This window comes from Antarctobacter sp. (assembly GCF_965277915.1).
Classification (GTDB): domain Bacteria; phylum Pseudomonadota; class Alphaproteobacteria; order Rhodobacterales; family Rhodobacteraceae; genus Antarctobacter.
Window position 1 is genome coordinate 3,506,911 of sequence record NZ_OZ255849.1, and the last position, 23,152, is coordinate 3,530,062.

Consider the following 23,152-nt stretch of genomic DNA (forward strand, 5'->3'; position numbering starts at 1 on the left):
GTTTCCCGCATCACGCGACATGGTAGCGCTCGCTGCGAATCACCTGTCCGATAAGGGGTTGCGAATATGTGATCACAGCTTTCGGGGCTGTGATCACAAATGCGGAAAAACCGGCCTTATCTCGCCGATGTGGGAAAATTTCGGTTCTAACCGCCCCCGTAGACTGCCTAGGTAGGGAAAATCCGCAGCAACACGGGGACAGACGACCCATGAACATCCACGAATACCAGGCCAAGGCCCTCCTGCGCAGCTACGGGGCGCCTGTCTCGGACGGCCGCGTTGTTCTGAAAGCCGAAGAAGCCAAGACCGCCGCCGGCGCGCTGGACGGTCCGCTCTGGGTCGTCAAGGCACAGATCCACGCGGGCGGCCGCGGCAAGGGCTCCTTCAAGGAAGCCGACGCCGGCGAGAAAGGCGGCGTGCGCCTGGCCAAATCCGTGGAAGAGGCCGAGATGGAGGCCAAGCGGATGCTGGGCCGTACCCTGGTGACCAAGCAGACCGGCGATGCCGGCAAGCAGGTCAACCGCATCTACATCGAGGACGGCTCGGGCATCGAGACCGAGATGTACCTGGCGCTGCTCGTCGATCGTCAGACCAGCCGCGTGTCCTTTGTCGCCTCGACCGAGGGCGGCATGGACATCGAGGAAGTGGCCGAAAGCACCCCGGAAAAGATCCTGTCGTTCAGCGTCGACCCGGCCACCGGCTACCAAGCCTTTCACGGTCGCCGCATCGCCTTCAACCTTGGCCTGACCGGCAAGCAGGTGAAGCAGTGCGTCGCGCTCATGGGCACGCTCTACAAGCTTTTTCTCGAGAAGGACATGGAGATGCTGGAGATCAACCCGCTGATCGTGACCGACGCGGGCGATCTGAAATGCCTCGACGCCAAGATGGGCTTTGACGGCAACGCGGTCTACCGCCACGCCGACATCGCCGAGCTGCGCGACACCACCGAGGAGGACCCAAAGGAACTGGAGGCCTCCAAGTACGACCTGAACTACATCGCGCTGGACGGCGAGATCGGCTGCATGGTCAACGGTGCCGGCCTTGCGATGGCCACGATGGACATCATCAAGCTCTACGGTGCGGAACCGGCCAACTTCCTCGACGTGGGTGGCGGCGCCACCAAAGAGAAAGTGACCGAGGCCTTCAAGATCATCACCAGCGACCCGAACGTGAAGGGCATCCTGGTCAACATCTTCGGCGGCATCATGCGCTGCGACGTCATCGCCGAGGGCGTGATCGCCGCAGTGAAAGAGGTGGGCCTGCAGGTTCCGCTGGTCGTGCGCCTTGAAGGCACCAACGTCGAGAAGGGCAAGGAGATCATCTCGAACTCCGGCCTCGACGTGATCGCCGCGGACGACCTCAAGGACGGCGCCGAGAAGATCGTAAAAGCGGTCAAGGGCTGATCAACGTCCCCCGGTGCCTTTCGGGGCACCGGGGGATCCTTGCGCGAGAGTGGCGGGACGCCCGCCGCGATCCCCGCTGCCCCCGCCCGATCCAGAACTGAGAGCCTATCCAGACATCGTCATGCCCGACGCCATCCTTCATATCGGCTTCAACAAATGCGGCTCGACCGCCCTGCAGCAATGGCTGGCCGAACAGGCCTCGGCATTGGCCGACCAGGGCATCTGGTATCGCCGGATGGACCCGCGCGCCGACGTAGTCTGCACCAATCCGCAGTTGCAGGTCCTGGCCTGTACGCTGGCCGGCGAAGACGTGCCCGCGCGCCCGATGAACGACGTTCTGGGCATCACCGATCGTGCAAGCCAAGATCGCGTGGCAGAGACCTTCCGCCGCGACTTCGAGGCACGGGTGGCCAGCGGCGGTTTCGACACCTGGGTCGGATCGAGCGAGGCGCTGGTGGGGCGGAACATGACGCCCGCCGCCATGCAGGCCCTGGCCGGCTGGCTGTCCTCGCTTTTCAGCCGTGTCCGCTACGTGGCCTATATCCGCCATCCCGAACCCTGGCTTGTGAGCCTGTACGGCCACCACAAGCGCAGAAGCGGTCAGGGCGAATCCCTCGCGGACTTCGCGCAACGCATCGGCCAGGCGCCCTTTGCCCGGCTTCTGGGCATGTGGCAGCAGGCCGTGGGCCCCGAGGCGCTGGACGTGCGGCTATTCCGCGAAGACTGGCTGCGCGGAAACGGCCTGATCGAGGATTTCGCGCGTGTTCTGGGCCTCCCGGCAGGCGCGGTCGAGACGCGCGCAAAGCGGCTCAACACCTCTTTCCGGGACGGGCTGCGCGGGCTGATGCCACTGGCGCGTGCTCCCAAACGGCCCAGCCTTTCCGCGGAGACCCGCAGCGCCATTGCCGCCCGCAACGCTGAGACGATGGCCTGGATCGAAGGTCACTGCTTTGCAGACCGACGCGCCGAGTTCCGGACCTGGGCCGCACAGTAGACACGCAACACAGACACGACACAGAACGAGAGCCCGCCAGCAAGATGACCGAAACCGCCGCACAGAGCCCCTTCGCCCCCCGTTCCAACGGGACGCGGCGCTGTGTGGTGCATATCGGCCTGTCCAAGACGGGCACGACCGCGATCCAGTCGGTGCTGCATGCCAACTGGGGCCTGCTCAAGTCGCGCGGGCTGTTCTTTCCCAATCTCTACGGCGAGCGCTACGCGCAGATTTCTTTGTCGGCCTACGTCCAGCTCGCTTCTGGGGAGACGCTGCCACAGTATATCGCGCGCCGCCTGCCGCTGGACACGCCAGAGAAACGCGCGGCCTTCGTGCAGGGCTTCCCGGCCCGACTGCACAACGCGATCAACGAGGTCGCCAACCTGCAAGGCCCCGGCACGGTGTTGTTGTCCTGCGAGGACCTGTCGCTGAGCGTGCGCACGGATGAACAGTTCCGCATCCTGCGCGACCTGATCGAACCGCGGTTCGACGAGGTGACCTATCTCGTCTACATCCGCCGCCAGGAAGACCGCATCCTCAGCCGCTACTCCCAGACCCTGCGCGGGGGCGTGTCGCACACGTTGGACGAGTTCATGCAAAGCCCGGCCCTCTATGACACACGCGCGGTGCTGGACCGCTGGGCGGCCCATGTGGGGCGCGACCGCCTGCATGTGCGCCTGTTCGACCGCAGCACCCTGGTGGGCGGCGACCTGATGCAGGATTTCTTCGGCCTCTTCGGGGTGAACCCGGCCGACCTGTCGATCTCGGAACGCAGCAACGAGGCCTACTGGCCCGAGGCCGTGCCCTTTCTTGTCCGGATGAACAGACTGCTGCCGGAACTCGAGGATCGCCTGCCCGCCGGCTTTCGCGCGCGCCTGGTCCAGGCCCTGGACGGGGCCGCCGCGGGCCGCGAGAAACTGCGCCTGACGCCGGAACAGGCGCAGGAGATCCGCCGCCGCAACGCCCCGCACGAGAAGGCGATCCTGGAAACCTATTTCCCCGAGCGGGAGACGCTGTTCCCCGAGCGTGCATTGCCCGCGCCCCAGGCGCAGGACGCGGACGACGAGGCCGATGCCGTCGCCCGTGTCGCCATCGAGGTCCTGCTGGACTGGTGGGACGAGATGACGGTGGCGAAACGCACCGAAGACGCCGCAAGACAGGAGGTCGATCACATTGAGACTTTCTGACCAGTGGCCCCTTTCATCGCCTGCTTGCAGGCCCAACCCGACGCCGCGCAGCTGCGCTGCTTGATCATCACCCAAAGACAGGAAAGCACATGGCCGTCCTCATCGATGAAAACACCAAAGTGATCTGCCAGGGCCTTACTGGCTCGCAAGGCACCTTCCACACCGAGCAGGCGATTGCCTACGGCACCAAGATGGTCGGCGGCGTGACCCCGGGCAAAGGCGGCCAGACCCACCTGGACCTGCCGGTCTTCAACTCGGTCCACGAGGCCAAGCATGTGACCGAGGCCAATGCCTCGGTGATCTATGTCCCGCCGCCCTTCGCCGCGGATTCGATCCTCGAGGCGATCGACGCCGAGATGGAGCTGATCGTCTGCATCACCGAGGGCATCCCGGTTCTGGACATGATGCGGGTCAAGCGTGCGCTGGAAACCTCGAACTCGGTGCTGATCGGCCCGAACTGCCCCGGTGTCATCACGCCGGATGCCTGCAAGATCGGCATCATGCCCGGCCACATCCACAAGCGCGGCAAGGTGGGCGTGGTCTCGCGCTCGGGCACGCTGACCTACGAGGCGGTCAAGCAGACCACCGACGTGGGCCTGGGCCAGTCGACCTGCGTCGGCATCGGCGGCGACCCGATCAAGGGCACCGAGCATATCGACGTGCTGGAGTGGTTCCTGGCCGATGACGAGACCGAGGCTATCATCATGATCGGCGAGATCGGCGGCTCCGCCGAGGAAGAAGCGGCGCAGTTCCTCAAGGACGAGGCCAAGAAGGGCCGTTCCAAGCCGACCGCCGGTTTCATCGCCGGCCGCACGGCGCCTCCGGGACGCCGCATGGGCCACGCGGGCGCGATCGTCGCCGGCGGCAAGGGCGGGGCCGACGACAAGATCGAGGCGATGAACGCCGCCGGCATCGTGGTGGCCGACAGCCCCGCGACCCTTGGCGAGGCCGTGCTGAAAGCAATCGGCTGATCGCGGCGCCGGGCGCCCTGCCCGGAATGACCTGAACAAACGCCCCGGCCCGGAGAAATCCGGACCGGGCACCACAACAGAAGGCCCCGGATCAGCCCAGGGGCGGTGGAGAGCGAGATGGCACGCAGTGTCACAACAAGGCCGGCAAAGGCAGGTTGCCAGAGCGCGCTGGTGGCCTTTGCCCTGATCGCGTTGGCAGAGCCGGTCTCGGCCATGACACCCGCCGAGGCGCTGGGCTTTTTCGATCGCTACTGCGGTGCCCCCAGTGCAGAAAATGCCAACCCCTTCACGGGCCTGCCCGACGGCTGGACCGAAACCACCGACGCCGAAGGCCTGCGCATTCTGGCGGAATGGCATGTGGCCCGTCGCCTGGCCGATGGCCAGCTGCCGCCCGAGGAAACGCAGGAGGAACTTGCGTTCCAGCGCGACATCATGGCCGGCAGGATCGCCCGCGACGGCATTTTCACGATGACCGATGGCGCGGGCGGTTGGATGTTCATCGCTGACGGGCTGCACCCCGAGTTCAAGGACCGGACTTGCCTTGCCGTCCTGCCCGATGACAACAGCGCCGCCGAAGGGATCGCGGCCGCGCTGCCATTCGTTGCGAAAGGGCAGATGGACGACACAACCGTGTGGCGGTTCGATGCGGGGTACGGCTCTGGCGAAAGCCGCGAGAGTTACCACCGCGCCGCATTTGTCTTCACGGCGACCGATGGCGTGGCATACTGGGGTCTGGACTGGCGCGCGGAGACGTTGCGATGACAGGAACACCCCCGCAAGACGGACAGGGCCGCATGTGGCGTCTGGTGAACCTGCTGACCGGCGCCGCCCTTCTGACGCTCTGCCTTGCCGGTTGGGCCTCCGCCGCCCTGACCCCGGATGATCCCGCCAGATCTACAGACTTGTCCATTCACCCCGGTCCCAACGAATACGGTCCCAACCCCAACGAGGTGCCTCAATGACCGACCAAAGCCCCAATGACCTCTTCCATGCCTCCAGCTTCATGCAGGGGCACAACGCGGAGTACCTCGAACAGATGTACGCCCGCTATGCCGCCGATCCGAACGCGGTCGACGACGCCTGGGCCGAGTTCTTTCGCCAGTTGGGCGATGCAGAGGTGGACGTGCGCAAGGAGGCCAGCGGTCCCAGCTGGGCCCGCACGGACTGGCCGCCCGCGCCCGAGGACGATCTGACCGGGGCACTGACCGGCGAATGGCCCATGCCCGCCGTTCCCGCCGAGGCCAAGGGCGCCGGCAAGAAGATCAAGGACAAGGCCGAGGAACAGGGCGTCAAGGTCACCGACGACCAGGTCCAGCGCGCCGTGCTGGACAGCATTCGCGCCCTGATGATCATCCGCGCCTACCGGATCCGGGGCCACCTGGCCGCCGACCTTGACCCGCTGGGCCTGCGCGACACCTCGAACCACCCCGAGCTGGACCCGAAGTCCTATGGCTTCACCGAGGGCGACATGGATCGCCCGATCTTCATCGACAATGTTCTGGGCCTGCAGATCGCGTCGCTGCGCGAGATCCTGTCGATCATCAAGCGCACCTATTGCGGCACCTTCGCCCTGCAGTACATGCACATCTCGGACCCCGAGCAGGCCAGCTGGCTCAAGGAGCGGATCGAGGGCTTTGGCAAGGAGGTCAAGTTCACCCGCGAGGGGCGCAAGGCGATCCTGAACAAGATGGTCGAGGCCGAGGGTTTCGAGAAGTTCCTGCACGTCAAGTACATGGGCACCAAGCGGTTCGGCCTCGATGGTGGCGAAAGCCTGATCCCCGCGATGGAGCAGATCATCAAGCGCGGCGGTAACCTGGGCGTCAAGGAAATCGTCATCGGGATGCCGCACCGCGGCCGCCTGTCGGTGCTCGCCAACGTGATGAACAAGCCCTACAAGGCGATCTTCAACGAATTCCAGGGCGGCAGCTTCAAGCCCGAGGACGTGGATGGATCGGGTGACGTGAAATACCACCTCGGTGCCTCCTCTGACCGCACCTTTGACGGCCACCCCGTCCACCTGTCTCTGACCGCCAACCCCTCGCACCTCGAGGCGGTGAACCCGGTTGTCCTGGGCAAGGTCCGCGCCAAGCAGGACCAGTACCACGACCATGACCGCATCCAGGTCATGCCGATCCTGCTGCACGGCGACGCGGCCTTTGCCGGCCAGGGCGTCGTCGCGGAATGTTTCGCGCTGTCCGGTCTGCGCGGGCACCGCACCGGCGGCACGATCCATATCGTCGTGAACAACCAGATCGGCTTTACCACGGCGCCGCACTTTTCGCGCTCGTCGCCCTATCCCACCGACAACGCGCTGGTGGTCGAGGCGCCGATCTTCCACGTCAACGGCGACGACCCCGAGGCCGTGGTGCATGCCGCCAAGGTCGCGACCGAGTTCCGTCAGAAGTTCGGCAAGGACGTGGTCATCGACATCTTTTGCTATCGCCGGTTCGGTCACAACGAGGGCGACGAGCCCATGTTCACCAACCCGATCATGTACAACAAGATCAAGAAGCAGAAGACCACGCTGACGCTGTATACCGAACGGCTGGTCAAGGACGGGCTGATCCCCGAGGGCGAGATCGAGGACATGAAGGCCGCCTTTCAGGCGCTGCTGAACGAGGAATTCGAGGCCGGCAAGGTCTATCGCCCGAACAAGGCGGACTGGCTGGATGGCCGGTGGAGCCACCTCGACAAGCAGAAAGAGGGCAAGTACCAGCGCGGCCAGACCTCGATCTCCGAGAAGGACCTGGCCGACGTCGGCAAGGCCCTGACCCATCTGCCCGACGGTTTCCCGGTGCACCGCACGGTGGGCCGCCTGCTGGAAAGCCGCGCCAAGATGTTCGAGACCGGCAAAGGGTTCGACTGGGCCACCGCAGAGGCGCTGGCCTTCGGCTCGCTGCAGCTCGAGGGCTACCCGGTGCGCCTGGCGGGCCAGGACTCGACCCGCGGTACCTTCTCGCAGCGTCATTCGGGCATCGTGAACCAGGAAACGGAAGAACGTTACTACCCGCTGAACAACATCCGCGAAGGGCAGGCCCGGTTCGAGGTGATCGACAGTGCGCTGTCGGAATACGCGGTGCTTGGGTTCGAATACGGCTATTCGCTGGCCGAACCCAACGCGCTGACCCTGTGGGAAGCGCAGTTCGGTGACTTTGCCAACGGCGCGCAAATCATGTTCGACCAGTTCATCAGTTCCGGTGAATCGAAATGGCTGCGGATGTCGGGCCTTGTCTGCCTGCTGCCGCACGGCTTCGAAGGCCAGGGCCCGGAACACTCCTCGGCGCGCCTGGAACGTTTCCTGCAGATGTGCGGACAGGACAACTGGATCGTGGCGAACTGTTCGACACCCGCGAACTATTTCCACATCCTGCGCCGTCAGCTGCACCGGACATTCCGCAAGCCGCTGATCCTGATGACACCGAAATCGCTGCTGCGGCACAAGCTCTGCGTTTCGAACGCCGACATGTTCACCACCAATTCCTCGTTCCACCGGGTTCTCTGGGACAGTGCGGAATCCGGTGAGAGCGAAACCAAGCTGGTGGCGGACGACAAGATCAAGCGCGTGGTTTTGTGTTCCGGCAAAGTCTACTACGACCTGCTCGAGGAACGCGACGCGCGCGGCATCGACGACATCTACCTGCTCAGGATCGAACAGTTCTATCCCTTCCCGGCGATTTCGCTGGTCAAGGAACTGGAACGGTTCAAGGGGGCCGAGATACTCTGGTGCCAGGAAGAGCCCAAGAACCAGGGCGCCTGGAGTTTCATCGAACCCAATATCGAATGGGTGCTGGGCCGCATCGGCGCCACGCATCCGCGCCCGCGCTACGTGGGCCGCGCCACGTCGGCCAGCCCCGCCACGGGCCTGGCCAGCCAGCACAAAGCACAGCAAGAGGCGCTTGTTGACGAAGCGCTGACAGTGGAAGGAAAGTAAGACCATGACCGAAGTGCGTGTTCCCACGCTTGGGGAATCGGTGACCGAAGCAACGGTCGCAACCTGGTTCAAGAAGCCCGGCGATGCCGTGGCGGTGGACGAAATGCTCTGCGAGCTTGAAACAGACAAGGTCACGGTCGAGGTGCCCTCGCCCGTCGCCGGGACGCTGAGCGACATTGTCGCCGCCGAAGGCGAGACAGTTGGCGTCGATGCCCTCCTGGCCAATATCTCGGAAGGGGCTGGAGGTGCCGAAAGCGCACCCGCGGCCAAGCCCGAGCCGGCAGCCGAGGCCAAGGAAAGCACCGGCGGCGGAGAGAATGTCGACGTCATGGTGCCGACGCTGGGCGAATCCGTGTCCGAGGCGACCGTTTCGACCTGGTTCAAGAAGGTCGGCGACACGGTCGCGCAGGACGAGATGCTGTGCGAGTTGGAAACCGACAAGGTCTCGGTCGAGGTGCCCGCCCCCGCCGCAGGCACGCTGACAGAGATCGTCGCCGAGGAAGGCACCACCGTGCAGGCGGACGCCAAGCTGGCGGTCCTGTCCTCGGGCGGGGCTGCCGTGGCCGCCGCCCCGGCGCCGGACGAGGCCGCGCAGGGCAAGCAGTACCAGACCCCGCCCGCCGGCGACGCGGGGCCGGGCAAGGACATCAAGGACGGCCCCGCCGCCGAAAAGGCCATGGCCGAGGCCGGGATCAAGCGCGAGCAGGTGCAGGGCACCGGCCGTGACGGTCGCGCCACCAAAGCCGACGTTGCCGCCGCCGTGGCCGCCGCTTCGGCCGCGCCCGCCGCATCGGCCCCCGCCGCCGCGCCGCGCGCGCCTGTTCCGGCCGAGGACGCGGGCCGCGAGGAACGGGTCAAGATGACCCGGCTGCGCCAGACCATCGCCCGCCGTCTCAAGGACGCGCAGAACACCGCCGCGATCCTCACCACCTACAACGAGGTGGACATGACGGAAACGATGGCACTGCGGAAGGAATACAAGGACCTCTTCGAGAAAAAGCACGGCGTGCGCCTGGGCTTCATGTCGTTCTTCACCAAGGCCTGCTGCCACGCGCTGAAGGAGGTGCCCGAAGTCAACGCAGAGATCGACGGCAACGAGATCGTCTACAAGAACTTCGTGCACATGGGCATCGCCGCGGGCACGCCGCAGGGCCTCGTGGTTCCGGTCATCCGCGATGCCGACCAGATGAGCTTTGCCGAGATCGAGAAAGCGATCGGCGAGAAAGGCCGCCGCGCCCGCGACGGCAAGCTGTCGATGGCGGAAATGCAGGGCGGCACCTTCACCATCTCGAACGGTGGTGTCTATGGCTCGCTCATGTCCTCGCCGATCCTGAACCCCCCGCAGTCGGGCATTCTCGGCATGCACAAGATCCAGGATCGCCCGATGGTCATCAACGGCGAGATCAAGATCCGCCCGATGATGTACCTGGCGTTGAGCTACGATCACCGCATCGTCGACGGCAAGGGCGCGGTGACCTTCCTTGTCCGCGTGAAAGAGGCGTTGGAAGATCCGCGCCGGTTGCTGATGGATCTGTGATCCTTTCCGCGGTCCCGCACTGCCCTGCGGGACCGCGTCGCCCTGTCGCAAAGTGCCTATTCCCATGGCTCAGAACAGCACCAAAGCGGACTTGCGCCCGGCCGTCATACGCCTTGCGCGCGGTGTCGACCTGTACCGCGAATGGCGCATCCGGATTCACAGAGAGGCGTTCGGCACAGAGCCGGACTTGAATGAAATCGTGGTGCCGGGCAGCGAATTCATCACTATCTTCGATCAGACGCGCGATGCGCGCGGAGCCCGCTCTATCCTGCGCGATATTCAATCCTGGTATTCTGTCACGGCCAGCGAGTTGCGCAGGCACTTGCAACAAGGAAACGCCGACCTCACCGAGGCCGTACAGGGGTTTCTGGCGCATTTTCGGACGACGCTCGGCTTTGACCTGATGGCCGAGAGTGGGCTGCTGCGCGATCTGGCGACCCAAGCGATTGCGCGCGGCCATCTGAGAACCGAAGAGGAATGGCACCTGCTGAAGGAGCTGCGCGACGACACCGACCAGACAGTTCTGGAGGCCGCCGATATGGCCGAAATCACGCGGCTCATGGACGAATTCGAGGCTGAGCAATGATCGCCCTCGCCGTCTGCATGCGCAACGAAGGCATCTTCGTGCTGGAATGGCTGGCGCATCACCGGGCGCTTGGCTTTGACCGGGTGATCGTGGTGACGAACAATTGCACCGATGGTTCGGACGCGCTGCTGGATGCGCTGGCGGCCAAGGGGCTTGTCATGCATATCGCGCAAGAGGTGCCCGCAGGGGCCTCGCCGCAGGACAGCGGCATGGACCTGGTCCTGGCGCGTGCGCGCGATCACGGCATCACCCATGTTTTGCACATCGACAGCGACGAATTCCTCGCCCTGCTGGATGGCACGCTGGCCGATCTGCTGGCCCGCACCGCACGGGCGGATTGCGTCGCAATCCCCTGGCGCGCCTTTGGCGACAGCGGCGTGACGGACTGGACGCCCGGTGATCTGGTGACCGAGAGCAACACGATGGCCGAGCCGCGCCCCGTCCCGCGCGAGACCAAGACAAAGTGCCTGTTCAAACTGGCCAGCTTTGCCCGCGCCACTGATCACAACCCGCTGGACCCGCAGGTGCCGGATCCCGTGGTGATGACGCCCGATGGGGAATTGCTGGACAATCGCACGCTCTACAATGCGAAAAGCGCCCGGTTCCGCCCGCATTACATCGCCGCTCGCGCAAGGAGCGCGCAATTGTTTCACTACGCAATCCGGTCCGAGGACTGTTTCCTGATGAAGAACGATCGCGGCGACGGCCAGGGCAAGCAAGGTGCCGGCAAATACCACCTGAACAGCGCGTGGCATCGTGCCGCCAACCGAAACGAGGTCGAGGAACGACGCCTTGCCGACCGCGCTCCGGCCCTGCGCGCAACCCTGGCCGATTGGCGACGTGATCCGGCCATTGCAAAGGCCGAGGCCGCCTGCCACGCGTGGTTCCGGGACACCCGCGCCCGGTTGCTGACCCCGGAGAACCGCGTGGCCTGGACGCGCAGAAAGGCATCGGCATGATCGAAACGCCCCGCCTGTCAGAGGTCCCGGGACACGGCCGGGACGGGGGGAGGCGATGACCCCCGAACTCACCGCTCTCACCCTCGCCGCGCTGTTGCAAGTGGTGCAGTATGTACTGATGTCCGTGCCCGCCAACCGCGAACTGGGCATGGGCAAGACCACGAGTCCTCGTGATCGCGACCGGCTGGGCGGATCTCTGGAGGACCAGCTGTCGGTCAAGACCGCCCGGCTGAAACGCGCGCTCGACAACCATTTCGAGGGGCTGATCCTGTTCTCCATCGCGGTCTTCGTCACGACCTGGTCGGATCAGGGCAACGGGATCACGGCGGCGCTTTCCGGTATCTACCTGCTCGCACGCATTCTCTATGTCCCGGCCTACTACTACGGCTGGGCGCCCTGGCGATCGCTGATCTGGCTGGCAGGCTTCGGCGCCACGGTCCTGATGTTGCTGAACGCCCTGATATGACCGATCCAACCCGCACACCCCTGCCCGGCTTCGGGCAGCAAATACCCCCGGGGAACCTGCCGCAAGCAGGTGGGGCAGCCCCCCTTTCCCCGGTAGACAACGAAAGGAAAAAGACATGGCACAATACGACGTCATCGTGATCGGCGCGGGCCCCGGCGGCTACGTCGCCGCGATCCGCTGCGCGCAACTGGGGTTGAAGACCGCCTGCGTCGAGGGGCGCGAGACCCTGGGCGGCACCTGCCTGAACGTGGGCTGCATCCCCTCCAAGGCGCTCTTGCACGCCAGCCACCAGCTGCACGAAGCAGAGCACAACTTTGCCAAGATGGGCCTCAAGGGCAAGGCGCCCTCGGTCGACTGGAAACAGATGCTGGCCTACAAGGACGACGTCATCGGCCAGAACACCAAGGGCATCGAATTCCTGTTCAAGAAGAACAAGATCGACTGGCTCAAGGGCTGGGGCTCGATCCCCGAGGCGGGCAAGGTCAAGGTCGGTGACGAAGTTCACGAGGCCAAAAACATCATCATCGCCTCCGGCTCCGAGGCCTCGCCCGTGCCGGGCGCCGATGTGACCGTCGACGAAAAGATTGTCGTGACCTCGACCGGCGGGCTGGAGCTGGGCAAGGTGCCGAAAAAGATGATCGTCATCGGGGCCGGTGTCATTGGGCTGGAGATGGGCTCGGTCTATGCCCGTCTGGGCACCGAGGTGCAGGTGATCGAGTTCCTCGACGCCATCACGCCCGGCATGGATACCGAGGTCCAGCGCCAGTTCAAGAAGATCCTCGAAAAGCAGGGGATGAGCTTTGTCATGGGCGCTGCGGTGCAAAAGGTCGAGGCGACCAAGACCAAGGCCAAGGTGACCTACAAGCTGCGCAAGGACGACAGCGAGGAAACCGTGGACGCCGACGTGGTGCTGTGCGCAACCGGGCGGCGCCCCTTCACCGAAGGGCTGGGACTGGACAAGCTGGGCGTCGAGATGAGCGAGCGCGGCCAGATCAAGACCGACAAGCAGTGGCGCACAAACGTGGCGGGCGTCTATGCCATCGGCGACGTGATCGACGGCCCGATGCTGGCACACAAGGCCGAGGACGAAGGCATGGCCTGCGCCGAGGTGATCGCGGGCAAGCACGGCCACGTCAATTATGGCGTGATCCCGGGCGTGATCTATACCGCACCCGAGGTGGCCTCGGTCGGCAAGACCGAGCAGGAGCTGAAGGACGAGGGCCGCGCCTACAAGGTCGGCAAGTTCTCCTTCATGGGCAATGGACGGGCCAAGGCCGTGTTCCAGGGCGACGGGTTCGTGAAGCTGTTGGCGGACAAGGAAACCGACCGCGTGCTGGGCTGCCACATCATCGGACCGAGCGCGGGTGACCTGATCCACGAGATCTGCGTGGCGATGGAGTTCGGCGCCTCGGCCGAGGACGTCGCGCTGACCTGCCATGCGCACCCGACCTTCTCGGAGGCGGTGCGCGAAGCGGCGCTGGCCTGTGGCGACGGTCCGATCCACATGTGAACGTCTCAACACCAAGGGACGCCCCGGCGGCGTCCCTGCTTCGGACCCGTGCCCCCTCTGGCCGCGGGTCTTTTTTGTTCCGACCGTATCTCTGCGGTATACAACCCAGATAATCCTTTTCAGAAACTCTACTCCCCCTTAACGTCAACTGACGCAGGGGAAGCAAATGTCCGAAAACGATCACAACTCTGCAGAGGCCGTGGCCCTTGCCGGTTTGCGTACCGCCGAAAACATCTCTCGGATGATGTTCGAGGCGGTCGAGGCCCAACAGGTGCATCAACAGGCGCAACTGCAGGAAACCGCAGCGGCCATCGCGAAGATCCTGGCCCCAGGACAAGATTGAAAAGGAATGCCATCATGGTCGAAACCGTCAATCCGCAAGTGACCGACGCGGTGACGCAATCCAATGTCAAGGTTGTCAGCGAAGCGCCTGCGATGGCCCTCGGGTCGCTGTACCAGGCGATGTCGCACAGCACGGGCATCCTGTTCGAGAACGCCGTGAACGCACAGCAACAGGCCCAGATCCTGGCCCAAGCCGCCACGAACCAGGGCGTGATGCAGATTTACAGCCTGAAGGACAATACCAACAGCCTGCGGAACAGCGTCGAAACGGCGGAACCGCCGAGTGCCACACCAGCCACGGGAGGCGCATGACCATGACCGAAACCGCGAATCCCCAGATCACGGATGCCGTCAGTCAGAGCAACCTGTCGGTCCTGGGACAGGCAGCGGCACAGGCCGTCGCCGCCAGTTTCCAGGCATCGTCCAACGCGGCGGGACTGCGAGCGATGGCGCTCCAGAGCGGATCGTCCAACATGACGCTCTTGCGGCAGGCCGTCGTCGTACGGGCCACTGCCGGACTGACACCGTAGGGGGGATCACCATGGCGAACATGGCAAACAGCCAGGTCACCGATACTGTCAGCCAGACCGCGCTGATGACGCTGGGCACGGCAGGCTCCGTGGCGCAGGCGCTCATGGCGCAGGGGTTCGTGGCCGCCCTGGCCAGCAGCACGCAGGCCGCCGCCGCGCAGCAGGAGGCGACGCAAGTCCTTGCCGACGCGGCTCTGGCCGCTGCGCTGAAACGCATGGGGCAGCATTCGGGATCGGAGGTTTCTCATGGGGTCTGAGTCCGGCGCGGCTGCCCCCGGCGGGACCGAGGTCAACAGCCAGATAGCAGACACCGTTTCCAAGTTGCGCCAGTTGGCCCCGGCCGAGGCGACGGCCCTGGCCAAGAGCGCCGAGGAAGAGGCCCGCGCCCTGGCGCTCAACATGGCGCTGCAGGACGCCGTCGCGCACCTGCGCCGGATGCAGGTCCTGAGCGAGGCGGCCTTCTCGCTGGCGGTATCGAAACAGGCAGAGGGCAACGTGGAAGCGGGCCAGGCCATTATGGACGCGGCCAGTTCGGCCGTGGACCGCGCGCGCTCGATGCTGGCCGAGGCCGAAAAGGCCCTGGCCTGAACCCATGCACGATACTGCCCCCCTGTGAGGGTTGATCCGGTCACGCCTTGCCCGGGTCGATCCCGACAACCAGCGCCGCGTCATATCCCGACACCTGTTCGCGGATCGCGGCAAAGGCGCCCTCGCCCGCGCGTCGCGCGATCCAGTCGTCCCGGTTCTTGGTGTCGCGCGGGTCCTCGCGCTCGTTGTAGGGGGGAACCGCCTGGAACAGGTATTCGCTCAGCGCATCGGGAAAGAAGATCTGGCTGGTCAGAACGCTGCGTTCGTCCAGGAAGACCTTGTAGTGGATATGCGTCGTGCGGCCCGGGTACCAGCCGGGATAGATCGTATCGAATGTCGCCACGCCACGCGGGTCGGTGGATTGGGTGCCGCGCAGGAACGTCTCTCCCCGTGCATCGACATCGGTGCCCCTGTTCCGATAGCCCGAGTAGATGCCCCGCGCATCGCAATGCCAGATGTCGACGCGCGCGCCCTCGATCGGCTGGCAATCCGCATCAACCACCTGCAACTGCAGGCGCATCGCTTCGCCTTGGCGCCCCTCGGTTATGTCGCGACGTACAAGCTCGGGATCAAAGTAGTAGGGGCCCTCGGTCGTCTCCGGAAGCACCATGCAGACATTGGGCGTGATCAGCCCCGCCGCCTGGGCCTGGGCACGCGCCGCGCGGGGAAAGGCGCCCACCCCGGCCACGGCGATGGGTGAGGCGGCAAATCCGGCCAGAAGGGCGCGGCGCGTCGTTGAAGGTGTGCTCATGCGGATGTCCTTTCGATCCCGTTCACAGGGTGAAACGGATCAGGACACGGTTTCGCTCATAGTGCTGGTGAACACCGCCTGTGCAACGGCGCACCAAGCGGCGCGCGGCGTCACCACATCCGCGGCTTGGCGTAGTCCGGGTAGGTCCGGTCATAGTCGCTGCCGCCATGCTCGCCGTCCGACATGTCGGCCAGGATCTCTCCGGTGGTCGGCAGGCCCGCCGTCATATCGCCGCTGGTCCAGAGGCCAGAGCGCATCAGAGCCTTGGCGCATTGGGTATAGACTTCTGCCACCTCCATCACGATCACCGTGGCGGGCAGGCGGTCGCCCTTGGCAAAGCTGCGGCGCAGGTCCTCGTCATCGGTCAGATACGCCCGCCCGTTGACCCGCACGGTGGTATTCGTCCCCGGCACCAGGAACAGCAGCGCCGCGCGCCCGTCCTGCACGATGTCGCGCAGGCAATCGAGCCGGTTGTTCCCCCACCAGTCCGGCATCATCAGGGTGGTCTCGTCTGCGACCCGCACGACGGGGCCGTCGTCGCCGCGCGGCGAGCCATGAACACCCTCCGGCCCGGCGGTCGACAGGATGGCAAAGCGCGCGCCCTCGATCCAGCGGCGATAGAGCGGGGTCAGGCGCGGCACCACCTTGGACAGCGCGGCGGGCACGGGCGCGCCATACCGGGCGTGCAGATCCTCAAGCGTCGTGATTTTCCGCATCGAAGCCCGCCTCCTTCATCAGCGCGTTGGAGGCGGTTTCCACCTCTTTCTCCAACCTTTCCAGGAAGGCGTATTTTTCCAGTCCCGGCTGGATCACCGGCAGGAATTCCACCACCGCCAGCCCCGGCTTGCGATAGATGCCCTTGCGCGGCCAGAACAGGCCGACATTCGTTGCCGCAGGCACGCAGGGCTGGCCTGTCTGTTCGTAGAGGATCGCCGTGCCGACCTTGTAGGGCGCCTTGACGCCCGGCGCGATGCGGGTTCCCTGCGGGTAGATGATGAGTTGGCCGGGAACGGCGGCACCGCGCGCCACATCCTTGACCATGCGCGCGATGGCCTGTCCGCGCTTGCCGCGCTCGACCGGGACACAGCCGATGCGCAGGGCGTACTGGCCGATCACCGGCGCCCACATCAGCTCGCGCTTCATGATGAACTTGCCCGCGGGCACAGCGCCGAAGATCAGGATGATGTCCAGGAAGCTCTGGTGCTTGGAGGCGATCAGCACCTCGCCCTGCGGAACCTCGCCGCGCACCTCGGTGCGCAGCCCCACCATGATCCTTGCCGTCAGGCGGACCCACCGACAGTAGGTCCGGCAGGCAAAGCGCGCGCCACCGCGCGAAGCCAAGGCGAGCGGCAGAAAGACGATCCCCATGATCGCCATCATGGCGTACATCTGGATCACGAAAAGGAACGACATCACCCAGCGCATCAGGCCAGCTCTCCCAGAACACGGCGCGCGGCCAGTTCGGTTGCAAAAAAGGCCACCACGGCGGCCAAAGGCGGGACAAGCAGCGGCCAGAGCCATTGCAGCCCGGCAAAACGCAGCCCCGTCAGGATGCCGCCCGTGTCCCCGCCCGCCGGCACGACCAGCAGCGCCAACAAGCCGATCGCGGTGCCCGCCGCCGCCCCGACAAGCGTGCGCAGGGCAAAGCGACGCACGAAGGCCCCCGCGATGTAGCCGTCGGTGGCCCCGACCAGCCGCAGAACCGCGATGACCTGCGCATTTGCCGCCAACGCGGCATGGGCGGCGAGGGTCACCATGGCCCCGGTGGCCGCCCCGATCAGCAGGATCGCCGTCCAGCCCAGCAGGCGCAGCCGTCCGGCGGCCGCGACCAGCGGGCGCCTCCAGCGGCTGTGTTCGTCCAGCACCGCACCCGGCGCCTCGGCCTGCAGACGAAGGCGCAGGCCATCGGCATCGTAGCCGTCACCCGTTTCCTGCAGTTCGACAAGTTGCGGCATGGGCAGGCTCTCGATCGGGAGGTCGGGACCGAACCAGGGTTCCAGCAGGGCGCGCTGTTCTTCGGCAGTCATGGCGCGGGCCGAGGCGACACCGGGCGTTTGGTCCAACACGCGCAACACGGCGGCGGTCTGCGCTGCAAGCTGCCCTTCGGGCGCCGAGATGCGAATGGTCGAGGCACGGGCCAAATCCTCGCCCCAACTGGTGGCAAGACGTCCCGCCGCCAGCGACAGCGCCAGCGCAAACACCGTCAGAAAGGCCATCGCCGCGGCGGTGAACAGGGTCAGCCGCACGGTAAAGCCCGCGGGGGGCACCACCCGGTCGGCGCCCGCGTCCCGGGCGACCAGGGTCTTGATCCGGTCCAGCACGGTCATAGGTCCGCCCCCGCGGCCTGCAGGGTGCCGCCAGCGATGCGCAGATTGCGCGCGTTCACAACGCTCTTGGCCGCGCGGATCAACATCAGGTCATGGGTGGCGATCATCACGGTCTTGCCCATCCGGTTGAGTTCGACCAGCAGGCGCAGCAGGCGCTGGGACATTTCCCAGTCGACGTTGCCGGTGGGTTCATCGGCCAGGATCACATCCGGCGACAGGATCAGTGCCCTCGCCAGGGCAGCGCGCTGGCGTTCCCCCCCCGACAATTCCGGCGGCAGGGCCTCGAATTTCTCGGTCAGGCCGACCCATGTCATCAGCTCGCGCAGGTTGTCGGCCTGATCGGGCGAGGCCTGCCCCGAGACCGTCAGCGGCAGGGCCACGTTCTCGGCCACCGGCAGATGGTCCAGGAACTGGCAATCCTGATGCACGACGCCGATCCGGCGGCGGGCCATCGCCACCGCGTCCCGGTCCATCGCGGCCAGGTCCTCGCCAAAGATCGAGACCTGCCCCTCTGTCGGGCGCAGGGCACCGTAGCAGAGTTTCAGGAAGGTGGTCTTGCCCGAGCCGGACGGCCCGGTCAGAAAATGGAACGATCCCGGAGCAAGCTGCAGGCTGACCCCGGAGAGGATCGCCGCGCCGCTGTAGGAATAGGCCACGTTGTCCAGCTCGATCACGGGCGGTTCTGCCTCTGCCTTGTCAGTTTCGCCGGCAGTTTTGCCCGAGCCATCGGGCCGTTGCAACGCAAGCTGCGCAGAATTGGACTTTTCCCGCCGATACGGGCAGCTTAAGGTTCACGCGGGGCGTTAATGCCCCGCAAGGGACGGAAAAGACAGGGACAAGGCGGAATGCGGCTGGTTTGCCCAAATTGCGGCGCTCAATACGACGTACCCCTCGAGGTCATCCCAGAGGCGGGCCGCGACGTGCAGTGTTCGAACTGCGGGCACACCTGGTTCCAGAAGCGGGTGACACAGGCTGCCGCCGCGCGGCCCGAGCCAGCGCCCAGGCCCACGCCGGAACCGGTGCCGGAGCCGACGCCTCAGGCCGAACTTGCCCCGGACCTCGAGCCGGACCCAGACCCCGACGAAGGCACGGACGAGGACACGGACGGCGGACCGATTCCGGCAGAGATCCCGCCGCGCAGCAGCATCGACCCGGAAATGGCCGAGCTGTTCCGCGAGGAACGCGAATTCGAGGCGCGACAGCGCGCCGCGGACGGGTTGGAAACCCAGCCCGACCTCGGATTGGAACCGCCGGCGGAATCCGAACAGTCCCGGCGCACCCGCGAAAGCCGCGAGCGCATGGCCCGGCTCAAGGGCGAAGACGTTGCAGAGCCGCCAAGACATCCCGATCCGGAACCAGAGCCGGAACCGGAAAAGGACGATACCGAATTGCACGCCGCTGCAGCGGCTGCGGCGGCCGCGTCGCGGCGCGACATGCTGCCGGATGTCGAAGAGATCAACCAGACCCTGCGCTCGGCCTCGGAACCGCGCGTGGTCGACCGCGACGCTGGTCGCCCGTCACAGACCTCGCCGCGCGAGACCGGCAGCCCGTTTGCACGTGGGTTCATGGTCGTGGTGATGGTGGCCGCGCTTGGCCTGGGGCTTTACGTTGCCACCCCGCGCCTCTCGGCGCAGTTCCCGCAGATCGCCCCCTTCCTGCAAAGCTACGTCGAAACGGTCAACGCAGGCCGGACCTGGCTGGATAACCGGGTCACAGCCCTGATGCGGCAGCTTGACCAGATGAGTTCCGAGGCAGCCGCCCCCGCCGATCCCCCCGCGGGCAACTGACTCAGATCCCTGTAAGCCTGAACAGTGACGGGTCCGACGGCGCCGTTGGCGCCGTCGCTGCATACCTCACACGCGCCCTTTCCAGGGAACCAGCGCTTTTTCGGCCATGCGCATCAGGATATCGATACCGAACCCGATCACGCCGATCAGGATGATTCCCATGATGACGATGTCGGTCAGCTGGAATTTCGACGCCACCATGATCATCATGCCCGCGCCCTTTTCCGCCGCCACCAGTTCGGCGGCGACGACCGTTCCCCAGCAGACCCCCATTGCCACCCGCGCGCCGGTAAAGATCTCGGGGAGCGAGTTGGGCACGATGACATGCCGCATGATCTGGAATTTCGACGCGCCCAGCGAATAGGCCGCGTGCACCTTGGAAATCGCCACACCAGAGACGCCGGCCCGCGCCGCGATGGCCATGATCCAGAGCGCCGCAAGGAACAGCAGGATGATCTTGCCGACCTCTCCGATGCCCGCCCATATGATGACCAGCGGGATCAGCGCCAGCGGCGGCACCGGGCGCATGAATTCCACGATCGGATCGAACCAGCCACGGAACCAGTTGCTGAGGCCCATGGCGTAGCCCAGCGGGATGCCCACCAGCGCGCCAAAGAAGAACCCGACAACAACCCGGAACAGCGAATAGCCGAGATGCTCCCAAAGCGTCGAGTCGCGGTAACCGTCGCCGGCAATCTCGCCAAGGCGGGCCAGAACGGCCTCGGGTGGGGGCAGCCAGATCGGTTCCATCTGCCAGCCCTTGGCGGGTTCGAAGTTCAGCGTGCCCTTGGGTGACATGCCGACCCGGCCGAATTCCGTCTGAACGGACTGACCCGGGGCGATGGGTTCACCGTTGACGGCGACAACCGTGTGCCCCTCGTCGCGACCGAACTCGTCATTGCGGTCCACGCGGATCAGGCCCGACCGCCAGGCACCCACCGTGTCGACGTCGTTCTTGGCCCAGCCGTCTCCCGGCGCGACCTCTGGATCGTCGACGTCCGTTCCGACCTCGAAAACGCGCACGGTCACGGTGGCATCGTCCGGCGCCTGCCCTTCCGCCTCTGCGGTATAGGTGAAGACCGCGTCGCCTATGAAGGGCCCCGGCGCGTGCAGGAAGCGCGGCACATAAGATGATCCGGTAAATGCCCCCCAGAGCAGGAAGATCGACAGCACCGAGATGACGCTGGCAATGCGGTTGGGGGTCACGGCGCTTTCGTCGCCGAAGGTCACTGTCTTGAGCGAGGTGTAATCCGTCACCGTCTTGTGGACGACGAATTTCACGATCAGGAAAGACGCGACGAAGATCGCGATGTAGATGGCAAAGACGATCATGCGCTTTCCTCCGCCCGCCCCATGATTTCTTCTTCCATGTCCCAGATCATGCCCAGGATCTCTTCGCGTCGTTGCCCGAAATCGGGGTGTTTCTTGACCTCGCGCAGGTCGGCATTCACCCCCATGTCGGCAAAGGGCAGCCGGTATTCGCGGTGGATGCGGCCCGGGCGCGGCGCCATGACCAGCAGGCGTTCACCCAGCAGCAACGCCTCTTCGACCGAATGGGTGATGAGGATGATGGTCTTGCCGGTCTCCTTCCAGAGCTTCAGCACCAGCCCCTGCATCTTTTCCCGGGTCAGCGCGTCAAGCGCGCCCAGCGGTTCGTCCATCAGGATCACGTCCGGGTCATTGGCCAGGCAACGGGCCAGAGCCACGCGCTGCTGCATGCCGCCCGACAATTCGTAGACCGCCTTTTCCTTGAAGTCGCGCAGGCCGACCACGTCCAGCAGGTGATCCACATGCTGGCCCCAGTCCTTTTCCCGCTTGCCCGCCATGCGGGGGCCGAAACTGACGTTGTCGCGCACGTTCATCCATTCGAACAGCGCGCCTTGCTGGAACACCATGCCGCGTTCCGCATCCGGCCCCTTGACCAGGTGACCGTTCAGGGTGATCGCCCCCTCGGTCGGGGCAAGGAACCCCGCGACGATGTTCAAGAGCGTGGTCTTGCCGCAGCCGGATGGCCCCAGCACACTCATCAGTTCGCCTTCGGCCAGTTGCAGTGAAACGTCCTTGAGCGCCTGGACCGATGTCCCGTTGGGCAGGTCAAAGCGCATGGACAGGTTGTCGATGGAGAGTCCGCTCATGGTGGGGCCTTCCGGTTGGATCCGGCTGCGGGTCCGCCAGGGTTTGCCCGCCGTGCAAGATCTCTGGGGTGAGCGCGTGGCCCCGGGGTGGCAGGTGCGACCCCGGGGCCCGGGTCTTACATGCCGCCCGCAGCCGAGCTCAGCGGACCGGTGTTGACGTTGGCGTCATAGCTGTCCAGAGCGGCGTCGATGGAGCCGGCCTCGACAAAGACGTCAGCCACGCCCTTCATGAACTCCTGCGCGCCGCCGCCCAGCCACTTGGCCGTCAGCTGATCATCCACCGAGGGGAAGACGAAGGTCGAGATCGTCGCCTCGGTCGCATCCACGTCCATGCCGGCGTCCTTTGCGATGACGGGCAGCATCTTGGCGTGGTTCGCCGGGTCCGCCCACATGGCGTTGGCTTCTGCGGTCACCGCCAGGAAATCCGAAACCAGGTCCGAGTTCTCGGCCACCCAGCTTGCGGGGCCGGACGTCACATCGAAGACGAGAATGCCCAGGTCTTCCTTTTCGGCACCGGTCAGAAGGATGTTGCCGTGTTCCATCATGCGGCGCAGGCTGCCACCCCAGCCGCAGGCCATGTCGACCGAACCTTGTGCCAGCGCAGCGGCCCCGTCCGGCGGCGCCATGTCGACCACTTCCATCGTGGTGATATCGACGCCGAAGTGGCTCATCTGCTTGAGGAAACCGTAATGCGCGGCGGTGCCCAGCGGCACGGCGACCTTCTTGCCTTCCAGTTCGATCGCCGAATCCTTGTCGATTTCCAGCGCTTCCAGCACGACGCAGTTGTCGTTGTCCGAATAGCTGACCGCCACGTCGAGGATCTGCAGATCCTGCCCGGCCGAGGTTGCCACAACGAAGGGCGGCACGCCCTGGCTGACCGACATTTGCACGTCGCCCGAGGCCATCGCAGCAGACATGGCGGTGCCGGTGTCGAAGCTGACCCAGTTGATGGTGACGTCCATCGCCTCGTCGTACATGCCGGTCGCCTTGGCGTACTGGAAGGGCATCGGCCATTCCAGGAAATAGCCCACGGTGATCTCCTGCGCGGAAACGGCCGTGGTGCCTGCCATCACGGCCAACGCCGCAGCGGCGCCCTTGAGGGTGTTCTTCAATGTCATTTCGCTTCTCCCGTGTTGTCTTGCCGCCGC

26 protein-coding genes are annotated in these 23,152 nt (G+C 65.4%); 18 read left to right on the top strand and 8 right to left on the bottom strand.

All coding sequences use genetic code 11. From position 1 onward, the window contains the following. The first annotated feature begins 209 nt into the window (after nucleotides 1–209). From sucC to ACQY5B_RS18080, 17 genes are all read left to right on the top strand, one after another. On the top strand, nucleotides 210–1,403 hold the full coding sequence (gene sucC, locus ACQY5B_RS18000) for an ADP-forming succinate--CoA ligase subunit beta (RefSeq protein WP_305968808.1): 1,194 nt from the start codon (nucleotides 210–212) through the stop codon (nucleotides 1,401–1,403). 121 nt (nucleotides 1,404–1,524) lie between these two features. Further along, on the top strand, nucleotides 1,525–2,397 hold the full coding sequence (locus tag ACQY5B_RS18005; RefSeq protein ID WP_420328138.1) for a hypothetical protein: 873 nt from the start codon (nucleotides 1,525–1,527) through the stop codon (nucleotides 2,395–2,397). Nucleotides 2,398–2,441: 44 nt separating this feature from the next. Beyond that, a complete protein-coding gene (locus ACQY5B_RS18010) occupies nucleotides 2,442–3,584 on the top strand; it encodes a hypothetical protein (protein WP_420328137.1) in 1,143 nt (380 codons plus the stop codon). Nucleotides 3,585–3,673: 89 nt separating this feature from the next. After that, nucleotides 3,674–4,555: a succinate--CoA ligase subunit alpha gene (gene sucD, locus ACQY5B_RS18015; RefSeq protein WP_420328136.1), complete on the top strand. Its 882-nt coding sequence runs from the start codon at nucleotides 3,674–3,676 to the stop codon at nucleotides 4,553–4,555. A gap of 117 nt (nucleotides 4,556–4,672) precedes the next feature. Next, the gene (locus ACQY5B_RS18020) at nucleotides 4,673–5,317 is read left to right on the top strand and encodes a hypothetical protein (protein ID WP_420328134.1); all 645 of its coding nucleotides are present in this window, start codon (nucleotides 4,673–4,675) and stop codon (nucleotides 5,315–5,317) included. After that, nucleotides 5,314–5,517 carry a hypothetical protein gene (locus tag ACQY5B_RS18025; RefSeq protein ID WP_420328132.1) on the top strand — a complete coding sequence of 68 codons (204 nt, stop codon included), beginning with the start codon at nucleotides 5,314–5,316 and terminating at the stop codon, nucleotides 5,515–5,517. Before ACQY5B_RS18020 ends, ACQY5B_RS18025 begins: the two co-directional genes overlap by 4 nt. After that, the gene (locus tag ACQY5B_RS18030; protein ID WP_420328130.1) at nucleotides 5,514–8,486 is read left to right on the top strand and encodes a 2-oxoglutarate dehydrogenase E1 component; all 2,973 of its coding nucleotides are present in this window, start codon (nucleotides 5,514–5,516) and stop codon (nucleotides 8,484–8,486) included. Before ACQY5B_RS18025 ends, ACQY5B_RS18030 begins: the two co-directional genes overlap by 4 nt. 4 nt (nucleotides 8,487–8,490) lie before the next feature. Continuing rightward, entirely contained in the window at nucleotides 8,491–10,023 is a 1,533-nt protein-coding gene (odhB, locus tag ACQY5B_RS18035) for a 2-oxoglutarate dehydrogenase complex dihydrolipoyllysine-residue succinyltransferase (protein WP_305968801.1), read from the top strand. 64 nt (nucleotides 10,024–10,087) lie between these two features. Next, entirely contained in the window at nucleotides 10,088–10,609 is a 522-nt protein-coding gene (locus ACQY5B_RS18040) for a hypothetical protein (protein WP_420328128.1), read from the top strand. Then, the gene (locus tag ACQY5B_RS18045; protein ID WP_420328127.1) at nucleotides 10,606–11,568 is read left to right on the top strand and encodes a glycosyltransferase family 2 protein; all 963 of its coding nucleotides are present in this window, start codon (nucleotides 10,606–10,608) and stop codon (nucleotides 11,566–11,568) included. Before ACQY5B_RS18040 ends, ACQY5B_RS18045 begins: the two co-directional genes overlap by 4 nt. Before the next feature lie 55 nt (nucleotides 11,569–11,623). Then, nucleotides 11,624–12,034 carry an MAPEG family protein gene (locus tag ACQY5B_RS18050; protein ID WP_420328125.1) on the top strand — a complete coding sequence of 137 codons (411 nt, stop codon included), beginning with the start codon at nucleotides 11,624–11,626 and terminating at the stop codon, nucleotides 12,032–12,034. A 115-nt stretch (nucleotides 12,035–12,149) separates the two neighbouring features. Further along, nucleotides 12,150–13,544 (top strand): dihydrolipoyl dehydrogenase, encoded by a 1,395-nt coding sequence (gene lpdA, locus ACQY5B_RS18055; RefSeq protein WP_420328124.1) that lies wholly within the window; start codon nucleotides 12,150–12,152, stop codon nucleotides 13,542–13,544. 166 nt (nucleotides 13,545–13,710) lie between these two features. Continuing rightward, nucleotides 13,711–13,887, top strand: coding sequence for a hypothetical protein (locus ACQY5B_RS18060; RefSeq protein ID WP_420328123.1), 177 nt, complete (start codon nucleotides 13,711–13,713; stop codon nucleotides 13,885–13,887). 14 nt (nucleotides 13,888–13,901) lie between these two features. After that, nucleotides 13,902–14,198, top strand: a complete 297-nt coding sequence (locus ACQY5B_RS18065) for a RebB family R body protein (RefSeq protein ID WP_305968795.1) — start codon at nucleotides 13,902–13,904, stop codon at nucleotides 14,196–14,198. Nucleotides 14,199–14,200: 2 nt separating this feature from the next. Next, entirely contained in the window at nucleotides 14,201–14,416 is a 216-nt protein-coding gene (locus ACQY5B_RS18070) for a RebB family R body protein (protein WP_420328121.1), read from the top strand. A gap of 11 nt (nucleotides 14,417–14,427) precedes the next feature. Continuing rightward, nucleotides 14,428–14,673: a hypothetical protein gene (locus tag ACQY5B_RS18075; protein WP_420328120.1), complete on the top strand. Its 246-nt coding sequence runs from the start codon at nucleotides 14,428–14,430 to the stop codon at nucleotides 14,671–14,673. Next, on the top strand, nucleotides 14,663–15,004 hold the full coding sequence (locus tag ACQY5B_RS18080; protein WP_420328118.1) for a hypothetical protein: 342 nt from the start codon (nucleotides 14,663–14,665) through the stop codon (nucleotides 15,002–15,004). Before ACQY5B_RS18075 ends, ACQY5B_RS18080 begins: the two co-directional genes overlap by 11 nt. Nucleotides 15,005–15,044: 40 nt before the next feature. On the opposite strand, the gene ACQY5B_RS18085 is transcribed toward ACQY5B_RS18080, so the two are convergent. From ACQY5B_RS18085 to ACQY5B_RS18105, 5 genes are all read right to left on the bottom strand, one after another. Next, complete coding sequence (locus ACQY5B_RS18085; RefSeq protein ID WP_420328116.1) at nucleotides 15,045–15,755, bottom strand: intradiol ring-cleavage dioxygenase; 711 nt, start codon at nucleotides 15,753–15,755, stop codon at nucleotides 15,045–15,047. Nucleotides 15,756–15,865: 110 nt separating this feature from the next. Then, complete coding sequence (locus tag ACQY5B_RS18090; protein WP_420328114.1) at nucleotides 15,866–16,471, bottom strand: pyridoxamine 5'-phosphate oxidase family protein; 606 nt, start codon at nucleotides 16,469–16,471, stop codon at nucleotides 15,866–15,868. Then, entirely contained in the window at nucleotides 16,449–17,180 is a 732-nt protein-coding gene (locus ACQY5B_RS18095) for a lysophospholipid acyltransferase family protein (RefSeq protein WP_305968789.1), read from the bottom strand. The genes ACQY5B_RS18090 and ACQY5B_RS18095 overlap by 23 nt, the downstream gene beginning before the upstream one ends. Then, nucleotides 17,180–18,082: a cell division protein FtsX gene (locus tag ACQY5B_RS18100; protein WP_420328113.1), complete on the bottom strand. Its 903-nt coding sequence runs from the start codon at nucleotides 18,080–18,082 to the stop codon at nucleotides 17,180–17,182. Before ACQY5B_RS18100 ends, ACQY5B_RS18095 begins: the two co-directional genes overlap by 1 nt. Then, nucleotides 18,079–18,756: a cell division ATP-binding protein FtsE gene (locus ACQY5B_RS18105; RefSeq protein ID WP_420328616.1), complete on the bottom strand. Its 678-nt coding sequence runs from the start codon at nucleotides 18,754–18,756 to the stop codon at nucleotides 18,079–18,081. The genes ACQY5B_RS18100 and ACQY5B_RS18105 overlap by 4 nt, the downstream gene beginning before the upstream one ends. Nucleotides 18,757–18,927: 171 nt before the next feature. Between ACQY5B_RS18105 and ACQY5B_RS18110 the strand changes: the two genes are divergently transcribed. Further along, the gene (locus tag ACQY5B_RS18110; RefSeq protein ID WP_420328112.1) at nucleotides 18,928–19,869 is read left to right on the top strand and encodes a zinc-ribbon domain-containing protein; all 942 of its coding nucleotides are present in this window, start codon (nucleotides 18,928–18,930) and stop codon (nucleotides 19,867–19,869) included. Nucleotides 19,870–19,935: 66 nt separating this feature from the next. On the opposite strand, the gene ACQY5B_RS18115 is transcribed toward ACQY5B_RS18110, so the two are convergent. The 3 genes from ACQY5B_RS18115 to ACQY5B_RS18125 all read right to left on the bottom strand — a co-directional run bounded on the left by ACQY5B_RS18115 (nucleotide 19,936) and on the right by ACQY5B_RS18125 (nucleotide 23,122). Next, nucleotides 19,936–21,201, bottom strand: a complete 1,266-nt coding sequence (locus ACQY5B_RS18115; protein ID WP_420328110.1) for an ABC transporter permease — start codon at nucleotides 21,199–21,201, stop codon at nucleotides 19,936–19,938. Next, nucleotides 21,198–22,004, bottom strand: a complete 807-nt coding sequence (locus tag ACQY5B_RS18120) for an ATP-binding cassette domain-containing protein (RefSeq protein ID WP_305968784.1) — start codon at nucleotides 22,002–22,004, stop codon at nucleotides 21,198–21,200. The genes ACQY5B_RS18115 and ACQY5B_RS18120 overlap by 4 nt, the downstream gene beginning before the upstream one ends. A gap of 116 nt (nucleotides 22,005–22,120) precedes the next feature. Continuing rightward, nucleotides 22,121–23,122, bottom strand: coding sequence for a taurine ABC transporter substrate-binding protein (locus tag ACQY5B_RS18125; protein ID WP_305968783.1), 1,002 nt, complete (start codon nucleotides 23,120–23,122; stop codon nucleotides 22,121–22,123). Nucleotides 23,123–23,152 lie beyond the last annotated feature (30 nt).